The 24064-nt window shown below is 55.4% G+C and carries 21 protein-coding genes and 1 pseudogene; 6 read left to right on the top strand and 16 right to left on the bottom strand.

What is annotated here, in order from left to right; all coding sequences use genetic code 11:
* Positions 1-32: 32 nt before the first annotated feature.
* A complete protein-coding gene (locus II896_03610) occupies positions 33-875 on the bottom strand; it encodes a PrsW family intramembrane metalloprotease (GenBank protein MBQ4443733.1) in 843 nt (280 codons plus the stop codon).
* A gap of 221 nt (positions 876-1096) precedes the next feature.
* Here II896_03610 and rplM point away from each other — a divergent pair, with 221 nt between their 5' ends.
* On the top strand, positions 1097-1546 hold the full coding sequence (gene rplM, locus II896_03605; GenBank protein ID MBQ4443732.1) for a 50S ribosomal protein L13: 450 nt from the start codon (positions 1097-1099) through the stop codon (positions 1544-1546).
* A 14-nt stretch (positions 1547-1560) separates the two neighbouring features.
* Complete coding sequence (rpsI, locus tag II896_03600; protein MBQ4443731.1) at positions 1561-1980, top strand: 30S ribosomal protein S9; 420 nt, start codon at positions 1561-1563, stop codon at positions 1978-1980.
* Between the two features lie 165 nt (positions 1981-2145).
* Here the strand turns inward: rpsI and II896_03595 are convergent, their stop codons facing one another.
* From II896_03595 to II896_03540, 12 genes and pseudogenes are all read right to left on the bottom strand, one after another.
* On the bottom strand, positions 2146-2538 hold the full coding sequence (locus II896_03595; GenBank protein MBQ4443730.1) for a hypothetical protein: 393 nt from the start codon (positions 2536-2538) through the stop codon (positions 2146-2148).
* A gap of 62 nt (positions 2539-2600) precedes the next feature.
* The gene (locus tag II896_03590) at positions 2601-3524 is read right to left on the bottom strand and encodes a SufD family Fe-S cluster assembly protein (GenBank protein ID MBQ4443729.1); all 924 of its coding nucleotides are present in this window, start codon (positions 3522-3524) and stop codon (positions 2601-2603) included.
* Between the two features lie 9 nt (positions 3525-3533).
* Positions 3534-4250, bottom strand: a complete 717-nt coding sequence (locus tag II896_03585) for an ATP-binding cassette domain-containing protein (protein MBQ4443728.1) — start codon at positions 4248-4250, stop codon at positions 3534-3536.
* A gap of 251 nt (positions 4251-4501) precedes the next feature.
* Positions 4502-4807, bottom strand: coding sequence for a hypothetical protein (locus II896_03580; GenBank protein MBQ4443727.1), 306 nt, complete (start codon positions 4805-4807; stop codon positions 4502-4504).
* A gap of 3 nt (positions 4808-4810) precedes the next feature.
* A complete protein-coding gene (locus II896_03575) occupies positions 4811-6079 on the bottom strand; it encodes an ABC transporter ATP-binding protein (GenBank protein ID MBQ4443726.1) in 1269 nt (422 codons plus the stop codon).
* Positions 6069-7364: an ABC transporter ATP-binding protein gene (locus II896_03570; protein MBQ4443725.1), complete on the bottom strand. Its 1296-nt coding sequence runs from the start codon at positions 7362-7364 to the stop codon at positions 6069-6071. Before II896_03570 ends, II896_03575 begins: the two co-directional genes overlap by 11 nt.
* Before the next feature lie 11 nt (positions 7365-7375).
* Positions 7376-9037 carry an ABC transporter permease gene (locus II896_03565; protein ID MBQ4443724.1) on the bottom strand — a complete coding sequence of 554 codons (1662 nt, stop codon included), beginning with the start codon at positions 9035-9037 and terminating at the stop codon, positions 7376-7378.
* A 237-nt stretch (positions 9038-9274) separates the two neighbouring features.
* Positions 9275-9409, bottom strand: a pseudogene (locus II896_03560) (ABC transporter permease).
* A 155-nt stretch (positions 9410-9564) separates the two neighbouring features.
* Positions 9565-10572 (bottom strand): ABC transporter permease, encoded by a 1008-nt coding sequence (locus II896_03555; GenBank protein ID MBQ4443723.1) that lies wholly within the window; start codon positions 10570-10572, stop codon positions 9565-9567.
* Positions 10573-10721: 149 nt separating this feature from the next.
* On the bottom strand, positions 10722-13451 hold the full coding sequence (locus II896_03550) for an ABC transporter substrate-binding protein (GenBank protein ID MBQ4443722.1): 2730 nt from the start codon (positions 13449-13451) through the stop codon (positions 10722-10724).
* A gap of 477 nt (positions 13452-13928) precedes the next feature.
* Positions 13929-14606, bottom strand: a complete 678-nt coding sequence (locus II896_03545; GenBank protein MBQ4443721.1) for a hypothetical protein — start codon at positions 14604-14606, stop codon at positions 13929-13931.
* A 233-nt stretch (positions 14607-14839) separates the two neighbouring features.
* Positions 14840-15697 carry an uL15 family ribosomal protein gene (locus II896_03540; GenBank protein ID MBQ4443720.1) on the bottom strand — a complete coding sequence of 286 codons (858 nt, stop codon included), beginning with the start codon at positions 15695-15697 and terminating at the stop codon, positions 14840-14842.
* Positions 15698-15953: 256 nt separating this feature from the next.
* On the opposite strand from II896_03540, the gene II896_03535 reads away from it, so the two are divergent.
* From II896_03535 to II896_03520, 4 genes are read left to right on the top strand one after another with little or no spacing between them, the layout of a single operon-like run.
* Positions 15954-17330, top strand: coding sequence for a 2-isopropylmalate synthase (locus tag II896_03535; GenBank protein ID MBQ4443719.1), 1377 nt, complete (start codon positions 15954-15956; stop codon positions 17328-17330).
* A 21-nt stretch (positions 17331-17351) separates the two neighbouring features.
* Positions 17352-18002 (top strand): GntR family transcriptional regulator, encoded by a 651-nt coding sequence (locus II896_03530; GenBank protein MBQ4443718.1) that lies wholly within the window; start codon positions 17352-17354, stop codon positions 18000-18002.
* Complete coding sequence (locus II896_03525; GenBank protein ID MBQ4443717.1) at positions 18002-19933, top strand: aconitate hydratase; 1932 nt, start codon at positions 18002-18004, stop codon at positions 19931-19933. Before II896_03530 ends, II896_03525 begins: the two co-directional genes overlap by 1 nt.
* Before the next feature lie 8 nt (positions 19934-19941).
* Positions 19942-21090, top strand: a complete 1149-nt coding sequence (locus tag II896_03520) for an isocitrate/isopropylmalate dehydrogenase family protein (protein ID MBQ4443716.1) — start codon at positions 19942-19944, stop codon at positions 21088-21090.
* 102 nt (positions 21091-21192) lie between these two features.
* Here II896_03520 and II896_03515 read toward each other — a convergent pair whose 3' ends face one another.
* The 3 genes from II896_03515 to II896_03505 all read right to left on the bottom strand — a co-directional run bounded on the left by II896_03515 (position 21193) and on the right by II896_03505 (position 23817).
* On the bottom strand, positions 21193-22296 hold the full coding sequence (locus tag II896_03515) for an ATP-binding cassette domain-containing protein (GenBank protein ID MBQ4443715.1): 1104 nt from the start codon (positions 22294-22296) through the stop codon (positions 21193-21195).
* Positions 22297-22303: 7 nt separating this feature from the next.
* A complete protein-coding gene (locus II896_03510) occupies positions 22304-22945 on the bottom strand; it encodes an amino acid ABC transporter permease (protein ID MBQ4443714.1) in 642 nt (213 codons plus the stop codon).
* 98 nt (positions 22946-23043) lie between these two features.
* A complete protein-coding gene (locus II896_03505) occupies positions 23044-23817 on the bottom strand; it encodes a transporter substrate-binding domain-containing protein (protein MBQ4443713.1) in 774 nt (257 codons plus the stop codon).
* Between the last annotated feature and the right edge of the window lie 247 nt (positions 23818-24064).

The following is a 24064-nucleotide window of genomic DNA, read 5'->3' as shown; positions in this document are numbered from 1 at the left end:
TACGTAGCGTGTTTTTTGCACCGCGAAAGCGATCAGTCGAAATAGTCGTCGGGCGCGTCGGAAGAGGGATCGTCCGCTCCTTGCCGCTTGTCGCGCCAAGTGACGTTGGCCGCCGAGGCGCTGTCGTCGGGCGCGTCGGGCGTGCCGTCTATATAGCGGTCGCGCTTGGACGTACGCTTGACGAGAATAAAGGACACGATGAACAGCAACACGACGAACCCCACGAATATCCAACTGTACGTCCGGTCCGTCAACGTGGTGAGATAGTCGTAGGTGCCGTGCAACAGCATGGGCACGACGAGCGAAAGAATGCGGAACAAAACGCTCTTCTTGCGGTCGCCCAGATAGTCGTAGCGCTTGGCGATGCCGTAGCCTATGCCCATAAAGACGCCGAAACACGCGTGGCCGGGAATGGCCGTGACCGCGCGGACCAAAGCGGTGGACAGCCCGTCGAAGTGCAGAACGTAACTGATATTCTCCCACAAGGCGAAGCCCAACGAAACGAACACGGCGTACACCACGCCGTCGTATTGGCAGTTGAACTCGGGGCTTTTCCAGGTGCGGCGATACATCAACAGATATTTGGCGCCTTCTTCTGCGCCCGCGACGATGATGAAATAGAGAATGACGTTGTAGGCCGGCGAAGTTTCTGCGACGGTTTTGTCGAGAATAAAGGACAGTACGCGCTCGACGAGCAAGGCGATAAGCGCGGAGAGAATGCCCGCAAAGACGAGATTGCGCAAAAGCCGAGGGCTCTCTTTCTCCAATTTGTCGGCCTTGGCGACGAAAATCATCAGCGCCACGGCGGGTATGACGGCGGCGACGATGAGAATGGCGTTGTAGCCCAAGTTGGGTTGTGTCAAGAAGTAGAACATAGCGATACCTCTCCTATATAATACAATGTATCACGAATAAAATCAAGCATACCCCGCAAAAGTATGTGAAAATTGCTTGACAAGGTGGATAATACATAGTATTATAGTTAGGCAATATCATCGGGCAGTCTGCGAATTAGCCCCTCGCGGAGGTCGGATTAGGCGTCGCTATCCAAGTCGCCTTGGGATATTAACGTTAGAAAATCAGATGGAGGATTACCATGAAAACTTATATGGCAAAACCTGCTACCGTCGAGAGAAAGTGGTACGTCGTGGACGCCGAAGGTCAACCTTTGGGTCGCGTCGCCAGCCAAGTGGCGGCCGTGTTGCGCGGCAAGAATAAGCCCACCTTTACTCCCAACGTGGATACAGGCGATTACGTGATTATCATCAACTGCGCCAAAGTCGTGCTGACGGGCGACAAGTTGAATCAAAAGATGTATAGACATCACTCCGGCTACGTGGGTGGCCTCAAAGAGAAGACCGCCAAAGACGTGATGGAGCAAAACCCCTGCTTCGCCGTGCGTCAAGCCGTCAAAGGTATGTTGCCCAAGAACGCGTTGGGCCGCAAGATGTTCAAGAAATTGTTCGTCTACGAGGGCGCCGAGCACAAGCAACAAGCCCAACAACCCGAAGTGTTGGAGTTGGTGACCAAGTCCTACAACAAATAAGCGAGGTGTGAATTATGGCTACTAAGAAAACCGCGAAAAAGAAAATTCAATTTTGGGGCACCGGCCGTAGAAAACACGCCGTCGCTCGCGTTCGCTTGATTCCCGAAGGCGAAGGCACCATCATCATCAACAAAAAGACCATCGACGAGTACTTCGGCGGTTTGGAAATCGTGAAGTCCATCGTGCGTCAACCCCTTACCCTCACCGAGACCTTGGGCGCCTACGACGTGTACGTCAACGTGTCGGGCGGCGGCTACAACGGTCAAGCCGGTGCTATCCGTCACGGCATCGCCCGTGCCTTGGTCGAGGCGCAACCCGAGCTCAAGTCTACCATCAAAGCGGCAGGCTACCTCACCCGCGATCCTCGTATGAAAGAGCGCAAGAAATACGGCCTCAAGAAAGCCCGTAAAGCGCCCCAATTCAGCAAGCGTTAAGCGCACGCGAAAACAAAATCAACCGCACGATTTCGTGCGGTTTTTTGTTGCGAAAAAAAACCGACGCGGAATGCGTCGGTCATATTGGTTTCGGTATTTTTTTGCTCGTTTCGGTATTTTCTTTGGGATAGCCTTCGAAGAAATGGCGTGATGACGCCGCAGGTGCTATTCGTCCCAATAGAAGGAGAAACTGCCTTGATGGTGGTCGGCGGTCAACCGCACGGTGTAGGTACCCTTGGGGTAGTTGACGCCGAACCCGCCCGAAGCAACGTCCTCTTGGTCGTACATTACTTCGCCGTCTTCGTCCGTGATAAGGCAACTCAACTTGCCTTTGACCGTCTCGAAGCGCAGATTGACCTCGGTGGTCTTCTTCAAGGTAAATTTGTAGATGCGGTAGCCGTCGAACGACTCGTACTCCATCGAAAAAGAAGTGGGCGTTTGCTTGGATATGCACATCGTCACCAAATACTTGCCCTGTGACGAGCAGCCGACCAACGCGGCTGTCAGCACGCACACCACGAGGCAAGTCGCAATTAGGATTATACTCGTTCTTCTCATACGCTTCTCCCGTATCAAAATCGCTTTACGCCGGCGCAATTTCCTTCGTAGCGCAAACGCCGCTATTTCAAGAAACCGTTGATGATCATCTCTTCGGCCTGGCTCTCCGAAAGCCCCAACGTCATGAGTTTGTCCAACTGCTCGCCCGCAATCTTGCCGATGGCGGCCTCGTGCACTAGACGCGCGTCCACGTTGTTGGCGTTGACCTTGGGCACGGCCGACACCGTGCCGTGATCCAGCACGATGGCGTCGCACTCGGTATGCCCTACCGAGCGAGCGTTACCGTCCACCGACAAAAGGAAAGTCTGGTGCGACTCGCCCTTGGCGACCGAACGCGACACGACGTGCGCCGAACTGCCGTCGCCATTCAACGCCACGTCGAAGTCGGTGGTAGCCGTTTGGTGACCGTGCGTCATGATCTTCTCGGTGATAAGCAACTTGGCGTCCGCTTGCAACGTGGCGGAGGTGCGGCGATAGGTGCTGTCCACCCCTTTGATCTGCACGGTGTCCATCTCCAAACTGCCGCCCTCGTCGATATAAATGACGGTGGTGGGGTTGAGCACGCGCTCACCCGAACCGTCACCCTCGCCGTAGTGCTTCTCGATATACTTGGCGTGCGCACCCTTCGCTATGTGGAAGGTGTGAATGCCGTCGTGTTGGGACAATTCGGAGCCGTCGTTGTGAATGCCGCAACCCGCGACGATGACTACGTCCGCGCCCTCGCCGATATAAAAATCGTTGTACACCAAGTCCTTTAGCCCCGTCTTGGTGAGTACGACGGGAATGTCCACGCGCTCGTTCTTGGTGCCCGCCTTGACGATGATGTCGATGCCGGGCTTGTCCGTCTTGGTGACGATGTCGATATTGGCGGTGGTGTTGCGCCCCGCCAGCGCCCCGTCCGCACGGACGTTGTAGGCGCCCTCGGGCACGGACTCGATATCGGCGATGGTCTTCAACAGTTGCATTTTGACAGGATCTAATTTCATAGCCGCCTCCTACGCCCGTTTGAGCCTATCGCAATAGGTCGTGGTGAGCAATTTGGGCAGCACCTCTTCTTTGGTGCCGTCGTGTTCTATCCTACCGGAGGCCAGCACGATGATGCGGTCGGCGATATTGAGAATGCGCTCCTGGTGCGAAATGATGAGCATAGAGCCTTTGATTTTGGCGTACATATCCTCGAATACTTTGATGAGATTGGTGAAACTCCACAAGTCGATGCCCGCCTCGGGCTCGTCAAACACGGTAAACGCGGCGCTGCGAGCGGTGACGGTGGCTATCTCGATGCGTTTGAGTTCGCCGCCCGACAACTTGGCGTCGATTTCGCGGTTGATATATTCCTTGGCGCAGAGGCCGACCTCTGCGAGATAATTGCACGCCTCGGACACCGTGAGCGTGCGCCCCGCGGCCACGTTCAAGAGGTCGTGTACGGTGATGCCCTTGAACCGAACGGGTTGTTGGAAGCCGTAGCAAATGCCCATTTGGGCGCGCTCGGTGACGGACAGATCGGTGATATCGGTACCGTTGAAGATAATGCGCCCCGACGTAGGACGATACAGGCCCATAATCAACTTGGCCAAGGTGGACTTGCCGCCGCCGTTGGGCCCCGTGAAGGCGACGAAGCGCTCGGACAACACGAGACTGACGTCGTCGATGATACGCTTGACGCCCTCTTCCGTTTGCACTTCAAACACGATATTTCGTAATTCCAGCATATATATACACCTCTTAGTGAGTTTCGCTCAAATCATACACAGTATACCATATTTCCGCATAAAAAGATAGCGTTTTGTCGCAGTGGTTTGGGAAAAAAAGCGGTCCGTCCATCGGGACGAGCCGCTCTTGTTTTTACGACGTTTTATATAGGGGGCGCTCCGCTTCTATCGTATCGCGTGGACAGCGGCGTATACTTGCCGCAAAAATGGACGGAATGCGCGAGACAAGTCGTATAAGACTTGCGCCCGCATTAGCGCCACACCGCCCACAGAATGAGCACGACCACCGCCCCCGCGCCCACGAAGAGCAACAGATAGGGCAAAAATTGGCGTATCACGCCGCGAATGATGGCGTTGGTCTCCTTGCGATAGGCCTTCTTTTCCTCTTTGGAAAGGGAATTGTAGTCGAAATCGTCTTCTTGGGCCTTGCCGTCGTCGCCCAAAACCTTGTCCACGATGAGGTGGCGGTCGTGCCACGGCATCCCGTCTACGTTCATCGGGGCTATCACACGACCGTCATCATCGTCGTATTGTTTGCGTTTGCGCTCTTTCGCCATACCTTATTCGGCGTCCGTACCCGCGTGCTCAGCGAACAAGTGGCACTTCACGTAGTGCCCGTTGCCCAAGTCCACGGTGGGAGGCGCGACCTTCTTGCACACTTCCATACATTTGCTGCAACGCGTATGGAATTTACAACCCTTGGGAGGATTGGCGGGGGAAGGAATGGAACCCTCGAGAATGATGCGGTTCATCTTGCTCTTGGGATCGGGAATGGGAATGGCGCTGAACAAGGCCTGCGTGTAGGGGTGCGCGGGATGGGCGAACAACTCGTCCGTCTCGGCGTACTCGACCAAGTCGCCCAAGTACATGACGCCGACCGTGTCCGAAATATGCTCGACGACCGAGAGGTCGTGCGAGATGAACAGGTAGGTCAAACCGTATTCCTTCTGCAAATCCTTGAACAGGTTGATGATCTGCGCCTGAATACTCACGTCCAGAGCGGACACGGGCTCGTCGCAAACGATGAATTGAGGATTCAACGCCAAGGCGCGCGCGATACAGATACGTTGGCGTTGGCCGCCCGAAAACTCGTGCGGATAGCGCTCTTTGTAATACTCGGGCAAGCCGCAGTCGCGCATGATCTTGGTGATATACTCTTCGTATTGCTCCTTGGGCACTATTTTGTGCTCGCGCACGGCCTCGCCGATAATCTCGGCGACGGGCAGACGGGGCGACAAACTCGAATAGGGGTCCTGGAAGACGATTTGGATCTTGGGACGGAAATGCCTGAGCTCGCGCTTGGACATGGAAAAGATCTCCTTGCCGTCGAATAAAACCTGTCCCGCCGTCTTCTTGTACAAGCGCAGAATGGTACGGCCGGTCGTGGTCTTGCCGCAGCCCGACTCACCCACCAAGCCCATGGTGGTACCGCGCTTGATATTGAACGTGATGCCGTCCACCGCGCGCACGTAGCCCACGGTATGTTTGAAGAACCCCGCTTTGATGGGGAAGTATTGGCACAGGTTTTTGACCTCGAGCAAGTTGTCGGGATCGTGTTCGATGGGCTCGCCGTCGGACAGATTGAGCTTGGGCGCTTTGGGGAACACCTTGTCGACGAACTTGGCAAAGCCATTCTTAGCGGGGGCCGCGGGTGCGGACTGCTCTTCCGCCTTTTCTTCCTCGGCGGCCTCGTTGACTTCCTCTTCGACTTCGGCGACGTCCACGACGCCTTTCTCGTTGAGGACCTCTTGCTCGTTGAGGGCTTCCTCGTTGAAGACTTCTTCGTTGGGAATCTCTTGCGTTACGTTGTTTTCAAAATCACTCTTCATCTTTGCCCTCCATATCGCGGTAGCAGGCTACGAAGTGACCCTTCGATACCTCCACCAACTCGGGATATTGCCCGTCGCAACGGTCGCAACGATAATCGCAACGATCGCGGAAATAGCAGTAGTCGGGCATATTGACGGGGTTGGGTACGTTGCCGGGAATGTTGTACAAGCGGTCGATCTTGACACCTACGACGGGTTTGGAATGCATCAAGCCCAAGGTGTAGGGATGGCAGGGATTCTCGAAGATGTCTTCGGCGGTGCCCTTTTCGACCACTTTGCCCGAATACATAACGACCACGTAATCGGCCATTTCGGCAATGACGCCCAAGTCGTGCGTGATGAGCATAATGGACGTGCCCAACTTCTCCTTGATGTTGCGCAATAGTTCCAATATCTGCGCCTGAATGGTGACGTCCAAAGCCGTGGTCGGCTCGTCGGCGATGATCAAATTGGGGTTGCAGGCCAAAGCCATAGCGATCATAACGCGCTGACGCATACCGCCCGACAACTCGTGGGGATACATCTTATAAACGCCCTTGGAGTTGGCGATGCCCACCAATTCCAACAATTCGATGGCCTTGCGCTTGTTGCGCTCCTTGTTGGTCTCGAACTCCAACGCGTGCTCGGCCAACGCTTTGGAACGCTCCTCTTTGGACACCGTGCTGAGGGAGGCCAAAAACTCTTTCTTGGCCTTGCGATGGGCGCGCTCTTCCTCTTTGGTGTAGATATTGTCGTGCAACTCCAGCACTTCTTCCAATTGGTCGCCGATCTTGAACACGGGGTTCAAACTGGTCATAGGCTCTTGGAAGATCATACTCATCTTGTTGCCGCGCAACTTCTCCATCACCTTGGTGGGGGTTTTGACCACGTTGTAGACCTTGTCGCCGTCGTGGAAACGAATCTCGCCCGACACGGTCTGACCGGCGGGGCGCTGCACCAACTGCATCAAGGACAGGCTGGTGACGGACTTGCCGCAACCCGACTCGCCCACCACGCCCACGGTCTTACCCTTGGGCACGTTGAAACTGACGCCGTTGACGGCTTTGACCGTACCGACCGAGGTGAAGAAGTAGGTGTGCACGTCGTCGAACTCCACCACGTTTTGGGGATCTTTCATCTCGGAGAGGTACTCGGACTCGGGCACGTTCTTGCGATTGTGCTCCTTCTCCATCGCGCGGGTGATCTTGCGGTTCTCACGGGTGATACGCGCGGATTCCTTGACGGAGATATAGTTGGCGTCTCTGCGTTTTTCTCTCTTCTCTTTCAATTTGTCGATAACACTCATAAGACACCTCCTTATCTGCTCATCTTGGGATCGAACGCGTCACGCAAGCCGTCGCCCACGAAGTTGAAGGCGATAACCGCCAAACAGATGAGTGCGCCGACGGGTATCCAAATATAGGTATACGTCTGCATAGCGTCGATATCCTTGACGCTGTTGATGATCTGGCCCCACGTGGCGATGGGGAATTTGACGCCCAAACCCAAGAAGGACAGGGTGCTCTCGAGAAGGATAACGCCGCCCAAACCCATGGTGGCTTGCACGATGAGCTGGGGAATGACGTTGGGGATAAGGTGCCGCGCGATCTTGCGCTTGGCGGTAAGACCGCTCGCTTCGGCCGCGATCATGAAGTCCTGCTCGCGCAGGCTGAGGATCTGACCACGCACCAAACGCGCAATGCCCGGCCAACCGAGGAAACCGAGTATCATCATCATATAGACTACGCGCAAGGTGTTGTCTACCTTGAGGGTATTGAACATAGCGCCCAAAATGATGAGGATAGGCATCGTGGGTATACAGTAGAAGATATCCACGATACGCATGATAATATTGTCGACTATGCCGCCGAAGTAGCCCGAGATACCACCCATAATGGAGCCCAGGATGATTTCGATAAACACGACGATGAAGCCGATAAGCAAGGAGATACGGCCGCCGTACATGATACGCGCCAGCACGTCCATCGCGTTGCCGTCCAGGCCCAGGATATGCTCTTTCGAGGGGGGCGCGTTGATATCCGCCACCATCTTCTCTTGGTTGTTACGGAACACGAACTGTTGGCCGAAGCCTTTGTCCTCGGTCTTGATGTAGAATTCTTCGTCCGCGAATTGCAACGTACCGTCCTCGTCGTAGACGTAGTTGCCTTCGTCCAAATCTTCCATCTCGATCGTGGTCTCGTATTCTTTCTTTTCTGCAGCGATCATGCTGTCCATCACCGCGCGGAAAGCCAACTTGGTACGCACCGAGATGGTATCTTCACCCGTGTAGCGACGGATAGAATAGCTGCTCATATACACGTATTGCACGGTATCGCCACCCTCTTGATAGGTGATTTCGTAGTGGTCGTCCACCGCCGTGACGGTGTACTCTTTGCCACCCACGGTATACGTAGTGGTCGTAGCGGCGGCTGCAGCCATCGTGCCCAACGCATTGAAGGTCTCTTCTTTGAACTCCAGGGACAACTCCTCCGAGAGATTGTAGCGGTCGAAGTTCAACGTGGTGGCGTACAGCACGGGATAATCCTCCAGCAACTCGACGTGATAGCCCACGTTGCCCTTGCTGTTGTAGGTGCGCACGTAGAAGGTCTGCGAGCCCACGGAATAGCGATCACCCAGATGGTTATACGCTTCGTTGATGATTTCGTCGCCGAATTCGGGCAGTCGCGCACCCGTGTCCTCGGTCAATGCGGCGAACGTGCAAACCACCACTTTGTCGGTCTTGTCCAAAGTGTAGGTCGCGCCCTCGTATACCACGCTCACGTTCTCCACTTTCTTGGCCTTGGCGTTCCAATCGTCCTTTAGCAGTTGTTCCAAAGTGGCGTTGGCCTCGGTCAAACTGATGTTGATACCGATCTTATCCGCACTGAACGTACCCACGCTCTTGCTGGTTTGCAGATCCGCGACCTGCGTCCAGCCGTTATACTCCAGTTTGTACACCTTGTCGGCCAATTTGGTCATGACGTAGCGCGTGTCGTCGGAAGAGATCAACGCGCTTGCGCCGCCCTCGGCGATTTGCTTATCCAGATCCTTGATATAGATGTTGACCGAGTTACGCACGGTAGACTTGGGCATTCTATATTCGGGCACCACGTTCATATTGTTGTACGTCGTGTTGATTTTGGCGAAAGCATAGTCCACCTCGATCTCTTTGATGGTGGTAAAGGTTTCGCTTTGGCTGTAGGGATAGATAGCCGCGCCCAAGAAGCAGAACAGGAAGAGCACCACCAGGATGGTGAGGCCTGCCATAGCCAACTTATTGCGGAAGAAACGCTTGACGACCAATAGCCCCGGAGAGACGGCTTTGACGCGGCGAGCGTCGTCCAATTTCATCTCTTCGGCCACGTCGCTACCCTGCTGCACCAAACCGAGATTGAGGTTATCCTCTTTCTCTGCGCCTACTGCGCCATGGTCTACGTCTGCGTGCTTGGCGGGGGCGTTGTCTTGATCTTTTTCAAATCTGATTTTCGTACTCATAGCCACACCTCCTACTCAAGTCTTACGCGCGGGTCGACCAACGCGTAGCAAATATCGCTTATCAAGTTGCCTAAGAGCGTCAAGATGGCCATAAAGGTCAAATAAAACATCGTGAACGGTATATCGCCGTTGATCATGGCGTTATAAGAGGCGAAGCCGATACCCTCGATAGAGAACAAGGTCTCGGTAATGAGTGCGCCCGAGAAAAGACCGGGCAGGGAGCCGCCCAACATCGTCACCAAGGGAATGAGGGTGTTGCGGAACGCGTGTTTGTAGATGACCTTGTGCTCACTCACACCTTTGGCGCGAGCGGTACGGATATAGTCTGCGTTCAGCACCTCCAGCATATTGGTACGCGTATAACGCATCAATCCGCCGATACTCACGATAATCAAGGTCAGCGCAGGCAACACGAAGTGCCCTACGCTATCGAAGAAGTACTTGGCGTACGATGCGTCGCCCGACAGATAACTGGCGTATATACGCGGGTCATGCATACCACCCAACTCGAACCAGCCCAGTTTCATAGAGAACACCAGCTGCAGCAAAGCCGCGGTGAAGAAGGTCGGGAGCGAGATACCGATAAGGGAGATAACCGTCACGGCATAGTCTGTTTTGCTGTACTGTTTGCGTGCCGCCAACACACCCAAGGGGATGGCGATTAGCAATTCGGCAATGAAGGAAATCACGCCCAAGAGGAAGCTGTTCCAGATGGTCTTATGGAATTCCTGAGTTACGGGGATGGTATAGAACCAACTGTCGCCGAAATTACCGGTAAAGAAGCTGCGCAAATAGATAAAATAGCCTCCGAAAAGGCCTTTGTCCAAGCCATAACGCGCTTTCATCTCCGTCACCAACTGGTCAAAGGTCAGCAGGTTGCCGGGGCGCATGGCCAAAGCCCTCGCTTGCGTATCCACGAAGCTATGGGGCAAGGAATACATCAACGCGTAAATGCAGAACATCACGAACAGCAAGATGACCGCGCTGATAAGTAACCTTTTGATGATAAACTTAAACATAATACTCTCCTGCGGTGCAGTTTACACGTATACACGTGCGCCTGCGCATTTTAAAAAAACAAGGAAATGCGGACAACCCAAGAGTTGCCGCACCTAAAATAGGATTGTAGGGGCGAAATAAATTCGCCCCTATTTCACCTATAGGTTGATTACTCGTTGACTTCGAGTTTGTAGATCTCGGCCAAGTAGCTCCAGAAAGGCGTGGTGTCGGGAGTGATGGTGCTCACTTTGACGTTGTTGCCGTTGAAGACGTGGCAGTTCTTACGTTGATAGGTGGGAATTTCCACAGCCCAGTCGAGGATGATATCCAAGCACTCTTTGTAAGTGTTCTTACGGAAGGTCTTGTCGTCCTTGGTACGAGCTTCCATGATCTTCTCATCCAACGTAGTGTCGGCGATACGATAGTGGTTACTGCCCGTAGCATTGCTGCTGTGGTAGACTTGATACATATCGGGATCGATGGAGTTGCCCCAAGCAGCGACGAACATATCGACGTTACCTGCTTCCATACGGTCGAACAGGTTGTCGCTATCGTCGGTGATCTCGAGGGTGATGCCCACCGAGGCCAACACCTCTTTGCACTTGACGAGCAAAGCATAGGTGGGGTGATCGCCGGTGCCGTCGCCGCCGATGATGACTTCATAGCTCATCTTGGCGCCTTCGGGAGCAGCGGTGAACTTGGAGGTACCCTCGTCCCAGGTGTAACCGGCAGCTTTCAAGTAGCCGATCATAGCGGTCTTGGCAGCGGCCCAGCGTTGTTCTTCGGTCATACCATCGGTGTAGATAGCGGCGCCGTTCACATCGGTGGAGTAGGCGATCGCATAACCCTCATCAGCGGGTTGGGGAGCAGCCCAAGACGTGTTGGAGATGGGGTATTGGATGACAGAGGCACGAGGACCATAGTAGCTGTTGACGGTGTACTCTCTGTACGCGGCGAACAAGGTCGCGATACCTTTACGCAGGTTCTTGCTGGCCTCGCTGGCTTTGTCGGTACCGACCAAAACTCTGTCAGAGTTCAAGCCGATGTAGCCGTAACCGTTGTTGTCAACCAGGTCGGTCACGACGGTCAAGCCCTCTTCACGAGAGAGTTTGTTATTGCCGTTGGCTTTATTGATTTGGCTGACGGTGGAGTCGTTGAGGCTGGGCTCGGCGACGTCGATTTGACCTTTGGCCACAGAGGGCAGCTTGTTGGCATCGCTCATCTCTTTGAACATGATGTTCTTGATCTTGGGGGTGCCCTCCCAGTAGTTGTCGTTGGAAACGAAGGTCACGATACCGTCTTTGTACTCGACGAACTTGTAGGGACCTGCGCCCATGGGTTGGGTGGTCTTGGCACGCACGCCGTTCAAGTCGCCACGGGTGAAGCCGTAGCTACCCTCGGCGGGATTCCACAGAGCGGTGTTGCCGTAGTAGTGCATAGGAGCGATGGTGACGCCCAATTGATACACGGTGGTAGCGCTGAACTCGGTGGTGTGCACGTTGATCCAGTTCTCTTCGATGCTATAGGTGATACCGCTGATGCTGTTGACGTTCTCGTCACCCATTTCGGCTTTACCGGAGGCAGCGATCCAACGTTGCGCCACGGCATTCGCATAAGTGGCATAGTCACCATTGGCTTTCTCAGTGCCGGCGGCTTTGACGAGGTTGTTCTCATAGGCGGCCTTCAAGCAATCGACGTAGTCTTGGATGGTGGGTTCTTCACCGTTGGCATAGTTGTAGGTCTTGCCGTTGGAGTCGGTCAAAACGCCGTTTTCAAAGCCGGCGAAGCCCCACACTTCCATACCCATACCAACCTCACTGGTGTTACCGGGGGTGGCATAGGCGGCATAGTCTGCGCTCACTTTGCCCACGATATCCTTAGCGAGCTCGGCCCAACCACCTTCGTCCGCGTTGAGGGCGGCCACGAAGGAATCGAATTGAGCTTGGGTGTAAGCGGTAGACTCGGCATAGACGTAAGCACCGGCCTCTTCGCTATAGGTGGCGAGGATGGCGTCGGCGATCGCGGTCCACTTGGCGAGGACGTCTGTCTTCAGGTTGGTACGCCACTCACCCATACCTGCCACAGGCAAGCTGTAGAAGGTGGAGCTGCCGTCGTAGTCGGAGTCACACAGCACGTAGATGGAGAACACCACGTCCTTGATGGTGACGGGATTGCCATCGCTGAAAGTGACGCCCGAGCGCAACGTAATCTTATAATCGGCGCTGCCGTCCAGGTTTTGGGTAACGACGAGGCTGCCCATGCCGTAGTAGGTGTAATCGGTGCCGTTGTAGGGGGTGGTCTCACCTTCGATACCGTTGTAGACGATGTTGCCGCCACGATCGACAGCCAGCAAGCCTACTTGCGTCATACTGGTAACGTCCTGGTCATAGGCGCTGGTGGCGAAGAAGGGAGAGAACTTCTCGTTGAAGTTGTTGTAACCAACTACCAACGTACCGGCAGATCTCTCAACGGTGACGGAGTTATCGACCCACTTGGCCTCGACGGTCAAGTCACCGGTCAGAGTGGACTTCGCAGTGAATTGAGTCTCACCATTGAACCAGCCGCCGAAACCATGCCATGCGTCGGGAGCATAGGAGACACCGGGAGCGGTGGGCAATATGATTGCTTCGCCTTCGGTATATTCCTTGGTCGCATATGTTTCGTCATTCACCACGAAGGTGACGGTATACGTGGCGGGCTCAGCTTGACCTTCGCCTTGGCCGTTGCCGCCTTGCTCACCACCTTGCTGGTTGTTACCACTATTGTCGGTGTTGGTTTGCTCGTTGGTCTTGTTGCCTTCGTTCTTGTCTTTGCAGGCAATCAACGTAGACATGCAGCAAACGAGGAAGACAACTACGAGAATAGCGCAAACAACTGTCCAGAGTTTGGATTTCTTCATAATTTACCTCCATAAATAAATTTTCGTCATTACGTTCACACGGCACTCGCCGCGCGTTAGCCGTAGTATGTGCAGTACAAGCGGGAATACCAACGCCAAGGGGCGCAAGTACAATCCTACCTATACTACCCGTCCATTATACCAAAGATGAAAAAGCGGTGCAAGCAATTTGCGCCCCGTGAAGTATATTTTTTGACAAAATCCAAATAGAATCCTCTTTTATACGGCAAATGATGCGTTTATGCGTTGTTTTATGCAAATATGCACCCACAGGCGCGAGGAAGCGCGACTGTGGGTGAGAAATCCGAGGCAAGGCCTCGGGAGAAATCCGTGCGGAAGCACGGGAGAAACCCAACTTCGTTGGGTGAAATCCGACGTTCATCGGGACGTGGGCGCCGCCGGGCGGCGAATGATATTCACCGCGTGAATGATTTACACGCAAAACGTGCGTTGCGGTAGAGATAGAGTTGGAGCGTATCAGATGGCGTCGTCATCCGTGGAGGGCGGCGTGGGCGCTTCGGCAGCGGCGCGTTCCTCGTCCTCGGCGGAAGGAGCGGGCGCGGACGCTTCGGCGGCCGTCTCGGGGGCGGCGGGAGAAACGGGTTCGTCCTGCGACAGCTCGGGGGGCGCTATCCTATTTATTTTACGCGCGCGCACGTTAAGGACGAAAGCGACGTCCACCGCCAGTTGCGACAGCGCGCAACCCAGCGCAAGATAATCCAACCCCTTGGCGCCGTTGAGCCCCGCATAGACGGAAAAAGTCACCACGGACGCCAACGAAAGCACGCCGCACGCAACGGCGGATACCTTGGCGCGGGAGAACACCAGCGAAAAGACTTCCTCTCGGTAGGGGAAGGGGCGCACCAAAACGTTGTACGCGCCCATCACCATCATAAACACACAAAAAATCTCGGCCACGTAGGGCAAGGTGAAGTAGATGGTGCGCAAAACGTCGGTATCGAAGCACAGGGGCAACACGAAAAGAGGCACGGAGATCGCGGCGAACAGTACGTACAACACGCGGAACGCGGTCATTTGGTCGGGCTCTTCCAACGCGTAGAGCGCGCCGCGGTAGCGCACCTTGGTGCGTACCCTGCCCTTCTCGTCCAAATAATCGACGTTTTCGTAATCTCGGCGGATTTGTTTTTTATTCATAGATACAGTTTAGCATAGTGCGCCGCAAATTGCAATGTATTCGAGCGAAGTTTGGAAATCCGAGGCAAAGGCGCGGTGAATTGCGGACTGCGTCCGCGTGAATTGGCCTGCGGCCGTGAATTGTCGGCGCACGCCGTCGTGGATTGCAACTTCGTTGCGTTGCGGTTGGATAGGTGGGAGAGGCGGAGCAAAAAAACGCACCCCGAGGGGTGCGCTTATTCTCCATACTGCCGTTAGCAACCGACTGCTTTGCCGCCCGCGGCGACGATCATCTTGACCGCGTCGGCCGAGAAATCGTTGGCGACGACGGTGAGAGCCTTGTTGATGGTGCCTTGGGCCAACACGATGTAGCCGTTTTGCTTGCGCGGAACGATCCCTTTGGCCTGCAATGCCTGCAACGTAACCTCGTCGCCGTTCGCAAAGGTAGCGGAAAGTATACCCACGTTGACCGTGCACATAGGACCATCCACACGGTTGGACGAGCGAACCTCGATAAGGGCGAGGGCCTCGTCGTCCGACATGGTGACGCGCGCTTCTTCCACCGTGATGGTGGGACCGGCGGGCTCTTCGGGCACGGGCTCTTCAACGGCAGCGGGCGTCTCCTCGACCGATTCGGCGGGAATCGCTTCTTCGGGTTGCGTCTCTTCGACCGGTGCAACTTCCTCTTGCACTTCTTCCTCTTCGACGGCCTCTTCTATCGCCTCGGCGGCGACTTCTTCGGCGGCGGATTCTTCCGCGGCGACGTTCTCGGCAACTTCTTCTTCGGCGGCCACGACCTCTTCCGCGGGAGCGGCGACGGGGGCTACCTCAACGGGCGTTTGAGGGGCGACTTCGTCCGTTGCGGGGGCGATGGCTTCCTCTTTGTTCTTGCCATTCTTGACGTAATAGCATACGACGTACAGGATAAGGGCGGCCAACGCGATGGCGCCTATGACGATGACGGCGGTAACGCCTTTGGAATTCTCGGCGGCCAAACACGCGGCGACCAACCCCAACGTAAAGACGACGATGAGGATACTGCCCATAATGCCCCAGCCGAGGGGGCGATCCACTTTTTGGCCCAACTTGCACTTCGAATCACGATTTTCCATATATTCCTCCTAAGTATTATACGCCGACGGAGCCGTACTATCCCGAAATCGCGGAGACGACGGGGACGCGTGCGCACGGGCGGCGGCGGCATATATTGCAAACAGCATACATATTCTACCAAATATAGCCCCAAAAAGCAATCGTATTTGGATACAAATTGCACTTTTTACGGTGTACAGCGCGTATTTGCTTGACAGAATACTTGCATTAGAGTATAATTGTATACAGATATTCAAAAAAAAGGGGAGTCGACAAATGGTAGAAATTTCCGAAAAATCCAATCTTTTGGAACAAAAAATCGTCCGCTACAAGTTGCAAGAGGTGGACGAGCCCAACCTGTACCGCGATATTTTCCCGTACAACGAAGTACCCCGTATCGCCTTCAACCATCGGCGCGTCAATATCAATATGCCGCGCGAGATATGGATAACGGACACCACGTTCCGCGACGGACAGCAATCGGTGGAGCCGTACACGGTGAAGCAGATCGTAGACCTGTACAAGTTGATGTCGAGGCTTGCGGGCCCCTACGGCATCATTCGGCAGACCGAATTTTTCGTGTACAGCAAGAAAGACCGCGAGGCCTTGGAAAAATGCCGCGAATTGGGGCTGAAGTTTCCCGAAATCACCACTTGGATACGCGCGAGCCGCGAGGATTTCCGCTTGGTGCGGGATATGGGCATCCGCGAGACGGGCATATTGGTGAGTTGCAGCGACTATCATATCTTCAAGAAAATGAAGAGCGACCGCAAATCCATTATGGACAAGTATATCGCCACAATAGGCGACGCGTTCGAGGCGGGCGTTATGCCGCGCTGTCACCTGGAAGACCTGACGCGCGCCGACTTCTACGGCTTCGTCGTGCCCTTTGTCAACGAGGTGATGAAAATGAGCCGTGACGCAAACATCCCCGTACGTATACGGGCTTGCGATACCATGGGCTACGGCATACCCTACCCCGAGGTGGAGATACCGCGCAGCGTGCCGGGCATGATCTACGGCTTGCAACACTACTCGGACGTGCCCAGCGAAATGCTCGAATGGCACGGGCACAACGACTTCTACAAGGCCGTCACCAACGCCACGACGGCGTGGCTGTACGGCGCGTCGGGCGTCAACTGCTCGCTATTGGGTATAGGCGAGCGGACGGGCAACGTGCCCTTGGAGGCGATGGTCTTCGAGTACGCGGGGCTTCGCGGCAGTTTCGACGGCATGGACCCCACCGCCATCACAGAGATAGCCGACTACTTCCAAAAAGAGATCGGGTACAAGATCCCGCCGATGACGCCTTTCGTGGGGCGCAACTTCAACGTCACCCGCGCGGGCATTCACGCGGACGGATTGCTGAAAGACGAAGAGATATACAATATTTTCGACACCACCAAGATCCTCAACCGCCGCCCGACCGTTATGCTGGGGCAAAACTCGGGCTTGGCGGGCATCGCCTACTGGATCAACGAGAACTACAGCCTCTCGGCAAACGAGGCCATCGACAAGCGCGATCCTTTGGTGGTGGCCGTCAAAGCGTGGATTGACGAGGAATACGCGGACGGCAGACAGACCACCCTGTCGGTTGCCGAGTTGGAAGAGAAGATCGAAGTGCTGTCCCAAGGCAAATTGAGAAGACTATAACGACACGCAAAGGAGATTGCTATGTTTGAACACAAACCCGTATCATTATCAGACCAGGTTTTCGAACGGTTGGAGGACGAAATACTGTGGGGTAACTACCAACGCGGCGACACCCTTACCGAAATGAAGTTGGTAGCGGATTTGGGGGTATCGCGTACCCCTATTCGTGACGCTTTGCGCCGATTGGAGCAGGAAAGGCTGGTGGAAATCACCCCCCGCGGCATCCTCGTGCTCGGCGTCACCAAGAAGGACTTGGCGGATATCTACGCCATCCGTATCCGCATAGAGGGATTGGCGGCGCGCGAGGCGGCCAAGTACATTACGGACAAACAGTTGGCCGAACTCAAAGAGACCTTGGAGTTGCAGGAATTTTACACCGAAAAGCAAAACCCCGACAGCATCAAGGGTATGGACAGCCAATTCCACCGTCAAATCTATCAATATTCGGGCAGCACCATCCTGTACGACACGCTCATTCCTTTGCACAAGAAGATACAGCGCTATCGTCGGGCGGCCATGTCCGTTTCGTCGAGGGCGCAGGCTTCCGTGGCCGAGCACCGCGCCGTGTACGATGCGCTGGCGGCGCACGACGCCGACGCGGCGGACAAATTGATGATAGAACACGTGCGCAAGGCACGCGATCACACGTTGGAGCAGGAGGATAGATTATAATGGGACTGACGATTGCCGAAAAAATCATCAAAGCTCACCTCGTATCGGGTGAAATGGTCGCGGGGACGGAAATCGCCCTCCGCATCGACCAAACCCTCACGCAGGACGCCACGGGCACTATGGCCTATCTGGAATTCGAGAGTATGGGCGTGGGGCAGGTGCGCACCGAGAAGAGCGTGGCCTATATCGACCACAATACCCTACAGTCGGGCTTCGAGAACGCGGACGACCACCGTTACATTCAGTCGGTGTGCGCCAAACACGGCATTTGGTTCTCCCGCCCCGGCAACGGCATTTGCCACCAAGTACACCTCGAGCGGTTCGGCGTGCCCGGCAAAACCCTCATCGGTTCGGACAGCCACACCCCCACGGGCGGCGGCTTGGGTATGCTGGCATTCGGCGCGGGCGGTATGGACGTGGCGGTGGCCATGGGCGGCGGCGCGTACTATATCACGATGCCCAAAATGATCAAAGTAAACCTGACGGGCAAGTTGCGGCCCTTCGTGACCGCCAAAGACGTCAGTCTGGAAATACTGCGCATTCTGTCCGTCAAGGGCGGCGTGGGCTATATCGTGGAATGGGGCGGCGAAGGCGTCAAGACCTTGTCCGTGCCCGAGCGCGCCACCATCACCAATATGGGGACGGAGTTGGGCGCTACCACCTCTATCTTCCCCTCGGACGAGATCACCCGCGCGTTTTTGGCGGCGGAAGGTCGCGAAAAGGACTTCGTGCCCCTCGCCTCGGACGAGGACGCTCGTTACGACCGCGTGATCGATATCGACCTCGACGAGTTGGAACCCCTTATCGCCTGCCCCCACAGCCCCGACAACGTGGTGACGGTGGCAAGCCTGGCGGGTACCAAGGTGGACCAGGTGTGCGTGGGCAGTTGCACCAACAGTTCCCTCTTGGATATGTACAAGGTGGCCGCCATGCTCAAGGGACGCACCATCTCCCCCGACGTGAGTATGTCCGTGTCGCCGGGCAGCAAGCAAGTGCTCAAAATGCTGTCTGCATCGGGCGCGTTGGTGGATATTCTGTCGAGCGGCGCACGCCTTCTCGAATGCGCGTGTGGTCCGTGTATCGGCATGGGGTTCTCCCCCAACTCGGCGGGCGTGAGTCTGCGCACCTTCAACCGCAATTTCCTCGGCCGTAGCGGAACGGCGGACGCCAAAGTGTACCTCGTTTCGCCCGAAACGGCGGTGGCGGCGGCTCTCACCGGCTATATCACCGACCCCCGCACGTTGGGCGTGGACGTGAACGTCACCTTGCCCGACGCGTTTACCTTGGACGATACGGCGGTACTTGCGCCCGTATCGCCCGACAAGGCCGAACAGGTGGAAATAGTGCGCGGGCCGAATATCAAGCCCTTCCCCGAAGCAAGACCGCAAGGGGACGAACTGACGGCCGAGCTCGTCCTGAAAGTGGGCGACAATATCACCACCGACCACATTATGCCCGCAGGCGCCAAAATACTGCCCTACCGCAGCAATATCCCCTACCTCTCGCAATTCTGCTTCGCCGTGTGCGACAAGACCTTTGCCGAACGGGCCAAAGCCGCCGAGCAAAGCGTCGTGGTGGGCGGCGTCAACTACGGGCAGGGTTCCTCGCGCGAACACGCGGCGTTGGTGCCCCTCTACCTCGGCGTACGCGCCGTGGTGGCCAAGAGTTTCGCCCGTATTCACACGGCCAACCTCATCAACGCGGGCATCATGCCCCTCACCTTCCAAAACGCCGCCGACTACGACAAGATCGCCCAAGGCGACAAGCTGTCCATCGCGGGCGTTTGGAAGGGTATGGACGAGGGCAAAATGACCTTGGTGGACGAAACGAACGGGGTACGTATACCCCTTATCTGTGCCTTTACCGACCGACAAAAGGCCATCTTGAAAGCAGGCGGCCTGTTGGCCTACACGGGCACGCAATTACAATAGGAGGACGTATGAGCAATATCCAACAACAAGTGGAACAAGCGGTGGCGGCCTATCGCCGTTTACTCGAAGAACAACTCGAGCGGTGCGACCGCATGGCGGCCGAAACGGGCAAAGTGGACTGGATCAACGCGCCCCATATCACGGTGGGATTGTGCGCGGGCGACGGCATAGGACCCATCATCATGCGCGAAGCGAAGCGCGTGATGGAATACCTGCTTGCGGACGAAATAGCCAAAGGCCGCGTGGAACTGCGCGACATAGAGGGCCTGACCATCGAAAACCGCATCGCCGTAGGCAAAGCCATCCCCGACGACGTGCTGGCCGAACTCAAAGCGTGCGACGTCATTTTGAAAGGTCCCACCACCACCCTCAACGGCGGCACCTTGGAGAGCGCCAACGTGGCTATGCGCCGCGAGTTGGACCTCTACGCCAACGTGCGCCCCGTGGTCGTGCCCCAAGAGGGCATCGATTGGACCTTCTTCCGCGAGAACACGGAAGGCGAGTACGTGCTGGGTAGCCGCGGCGTGGAGATAGAGGGCAAGTTGGCGATGGATTTCAAAGTGACCACAGACCTCGGCACCGAGCGCATCGCGCGCGCCGCCTTCGAGTACGCCCGCCAAAACGGCAAAACCTCGGTGGCCATCATCACCAAGGCCAACATTATGAAGAAAACGGACGGCAAGTTCTCGGCGATATGCCATCGCATCGCCCAAGAATATCCGGAGATCACCGCGGACGAATACTATATCGACATTATGACCGCCAACCTGGTCAACGCGCGCAACCGCAACAAGTATCAGGTGTTCGTGCTGCCCAACCTCTATGGCGATATCATCACGGACGAAGCCGCGCAGATACAGGGCGGCGTGGGTACGGCGGGTAGCGCCAACCTCGGCGACCGCCACGCCATGTTCGAGGCGATACACGGCTCGGGCCTACGCATGATGCAGGAAGGTCGCGGCGAATACGCCAACCCCTCCAGCGTGATGAAAGCGGCGGCCATGCTCATGCGCCACATTGGCTACGGCGAAAAAGCGAGCCGATTGGAAAGCGCGCTCATCACGTGCAACGAAACCGAAAAACGCGTCGTGATGACGGGCAACAGTACGGGCGCGACCGCCAAAGAATTCGCGGACTACGTGATAGAGAAACTGTGATAGGCGGCGAAGAAAAAACCAAAAAAGGTGTGTACGTACACACCTTTTTTGGTAACAAGCACCCTTATAGGACGTTTCGCCACGCGCAAATACGGGGCGAAACTACATAAGCACCTTGGACAAAAACTCTTTTAGACGCGGGTTTTGGGGGTTCTCGAACAACTCCTTGGGGGTGTTGTCCTCGGCGATCTTGCCTTGGTCGATGAACAAGACGCGACTACCCACCTCTTTGGCGAAGCCCATCTCGTGCGTGACGATGACCATCGTCATACCCTCCTCGGCGATCTGCTTGATGAGGTCCAGCACCTCGCCCACCATCTCGGGGTCCAAGGCCGACGTGGGCTCGTCGAACAACATTACCTTGGGATTCATGGCCAAGGCGCGGACGATGGCGATACGCTGTTTTTGCCCGCCCGACAAAGTGGAAGGATATACGTCCGCCTTCTCCGCAAGCCCGATGCGCTCCAACAAGCGTCTGGCGTTGGCGTTGGCCGCTTCCACGATCTCTTTTTTGGTGGCGAACTCGGGCTCGATATACTGCTTGGGTTGCGGGTAGGTCGTGCGATCCACCACGCGCTCGGCGTTCTCTATCTTGGTGACCAATTTGAGTTTTTCTTTGGTGAGTTTGGGGTCGTAGCCCACCATCGTGCGCCCTTTGCGCTCGTAGTTGTATTTGGTCTTTTCCCACGCTTCCTCAACGGGCTTCAACTGTGCGTTCGTCTCCTCGATGACGGCGCGCGCTTTGGCCAATTTGGCGTCTATCCGCGCGTAGATGCGCTTCTTGTTGCGCTCCAACCACTTGTTGTAGGCGGGCATGACGCGGTTGTTGCGTTTGGCCGCTTTGAGCCGCTTTTTGCCCACGATGATGGGCGCCAAGGTGATGTTTTTCATCACAGTGAGGTTGTTGAACAGGTTGAATTGCTGAAACACCATGCCCATCTTCTGCCGACAAAGATTGATGTCGATCTTGAGGTCGGTGAGGTCGTCGCCGTCGAAGAAGATTTCGCCCGCCGTGGGGTCCTCCAACACGTTGAGACAGCGCAAAAACGTGCTTTTGCCACCGCCCGACGGGCCGATGATGACCACGCACTCCCCTGCGTATATCTTGGTGGAGATCTCGTCCAGCACCAAAAGGTCGCCGAACTTCTTGGTGAGATAGCGCACGTCGATAAGGGGCTGACGCGTTTCGGTCGTATCCGTATTCATAGTAGTATCAATGGCGTCGCTCATTTATCTTCATCCTCTTTTCTATGCCCTTTTGCACAAGCGTCAGCAGCAACACGACGATCAAGTACAAAGCCGCCGCCGTGTATAGAAACGCGTTGTAGGTGGCGGGCTTAGCCACGGCCATCTTGCTGGTAAGGCCCAATAGATCCCACTTCTGTATGCCGCCCATACGCAAGGCGATGACGCTGACGACCGAGGTCTCCTTGACCAAAATGATGATCTCGTTGAAGATGGTGGGAATGACCACCTTGATGGCCTGCGGAATGACGATCTTCCACATGGTCGTCACCCAACTCAAACCCACGCTGCGCCCCGCCTCGATCTGGCCGACGTCCACCGAATTGATGCCCGAACGAATGATCTCGGCCATATAGGCGCCGCTGTTGATGCCGAAGGCCACGATGGGCACGAGTATGTTGGTCTCGAGGTATTTGAACCCCACCATGATGGAGCTGTACATAATGAGAAGCTGTACCATCGTCGGCGTGCCGCGAATGACCGTGATATACAGTTGGGCGATCTTGTCAAGAAACTTGACAACGACGTTGGTCTTGGGAGCGATACGCACGACGGCGAGCAAAACGCCGATGACGAAGCCGATGATGATGGCGCCCAACGCGATTAACAATGAAATGCCGAGGCTTTCAAAAACCAAGCCTCGAACACTCCATATATACGTGATTGTTTCACTGAATGACATTCTTTCTCCCGTGCGGCAAAACTATATCAGTTGCCGTTGCTGTGATTGATGATATATTGGTTGATGGTGCCGTCCTTGATCATCTTTTCCAAAACGGTGTTGACGCTCTTGACGAGGTCGCCGGCATCCTTGTTGAAGTAGAGCACGTAACTTTCCGGCTCGGCGTCGATCTTCCAGCAAGAGAGGTTGCTCTTGGACGCGGCGATGGACTTGGCGGGCAATTCGTCAATGACGACGGCGCCCAAGGTCGAACCGATGTCCGTGCTGGCCACGATGGCGTTGGCATACTCGATGGTGCTGTTGGCGGCCGATTTCGCCGCAATGTAGTCCTCTACGAGGTATTGGCCGGTCGTACCCGCTTGGATACCGATCTTGTTGGCGGCGGCAAGGAGTTGGTCGAGCGTCACCACGGCGTTGTCGGCGAAGGTGCCGTTGGGGGCGATGACGTATTGGACGGAAGTGGCGTACACGATGGACGAAATGGCCACTTTGTCACGCTCGTCGTTCTTGGACATACCGGCGGCGCCTACGGCGAACTTGTTGCCTTGCACCTGGTTGAGTATCTCTTTGAACTCGATATCGTTGATGATAACTTTGTAGCCGAGTTCTTTGCCGATATAGTTCATAATGTCGATATCGACGCCCACGACCTTGCCGTTGGTGTCCACGTACTCGAAGGGCGCGAAGCCCGCGTTGGTGTAAACCTGCAAAGTCTTCTCCGTGTTGGAGCAAGCGGCCAAAGCCGAGCATCCGATGACGGCCAAGGCGACTACCATAATAATTGCAATCAATTTTTTCATATATTCGATCTCCTTTTTGTTTGGTTTTGTTTTGATAGTTATATCTTACAACAACCGACCGAATCTATGCAAGCAAATGCACCAACTTTTTAATAAATATCAAAAAATCCCCCATTATATGCATTTTTCGCCCGTTTATATGCGTTTATTCGTAATATTTATACATTTTACTTCGGGATATTCATACGCTGCAGGCCAAAAGGTGTCGCAAAACGCTTGATGTGACACGGGACGCCCGTTTGACATA

The organism is Clostridia bacterium (assembly GCA_017394805.1).
Classification (GTDB): domain Bacteria; phylum Bacillota; class Clostridia; order Christensenellales; family CAG-1252; genus RUG14300.
This window is presented reverse-complemented; position numbering and strand designations above follow the sequence as displayed.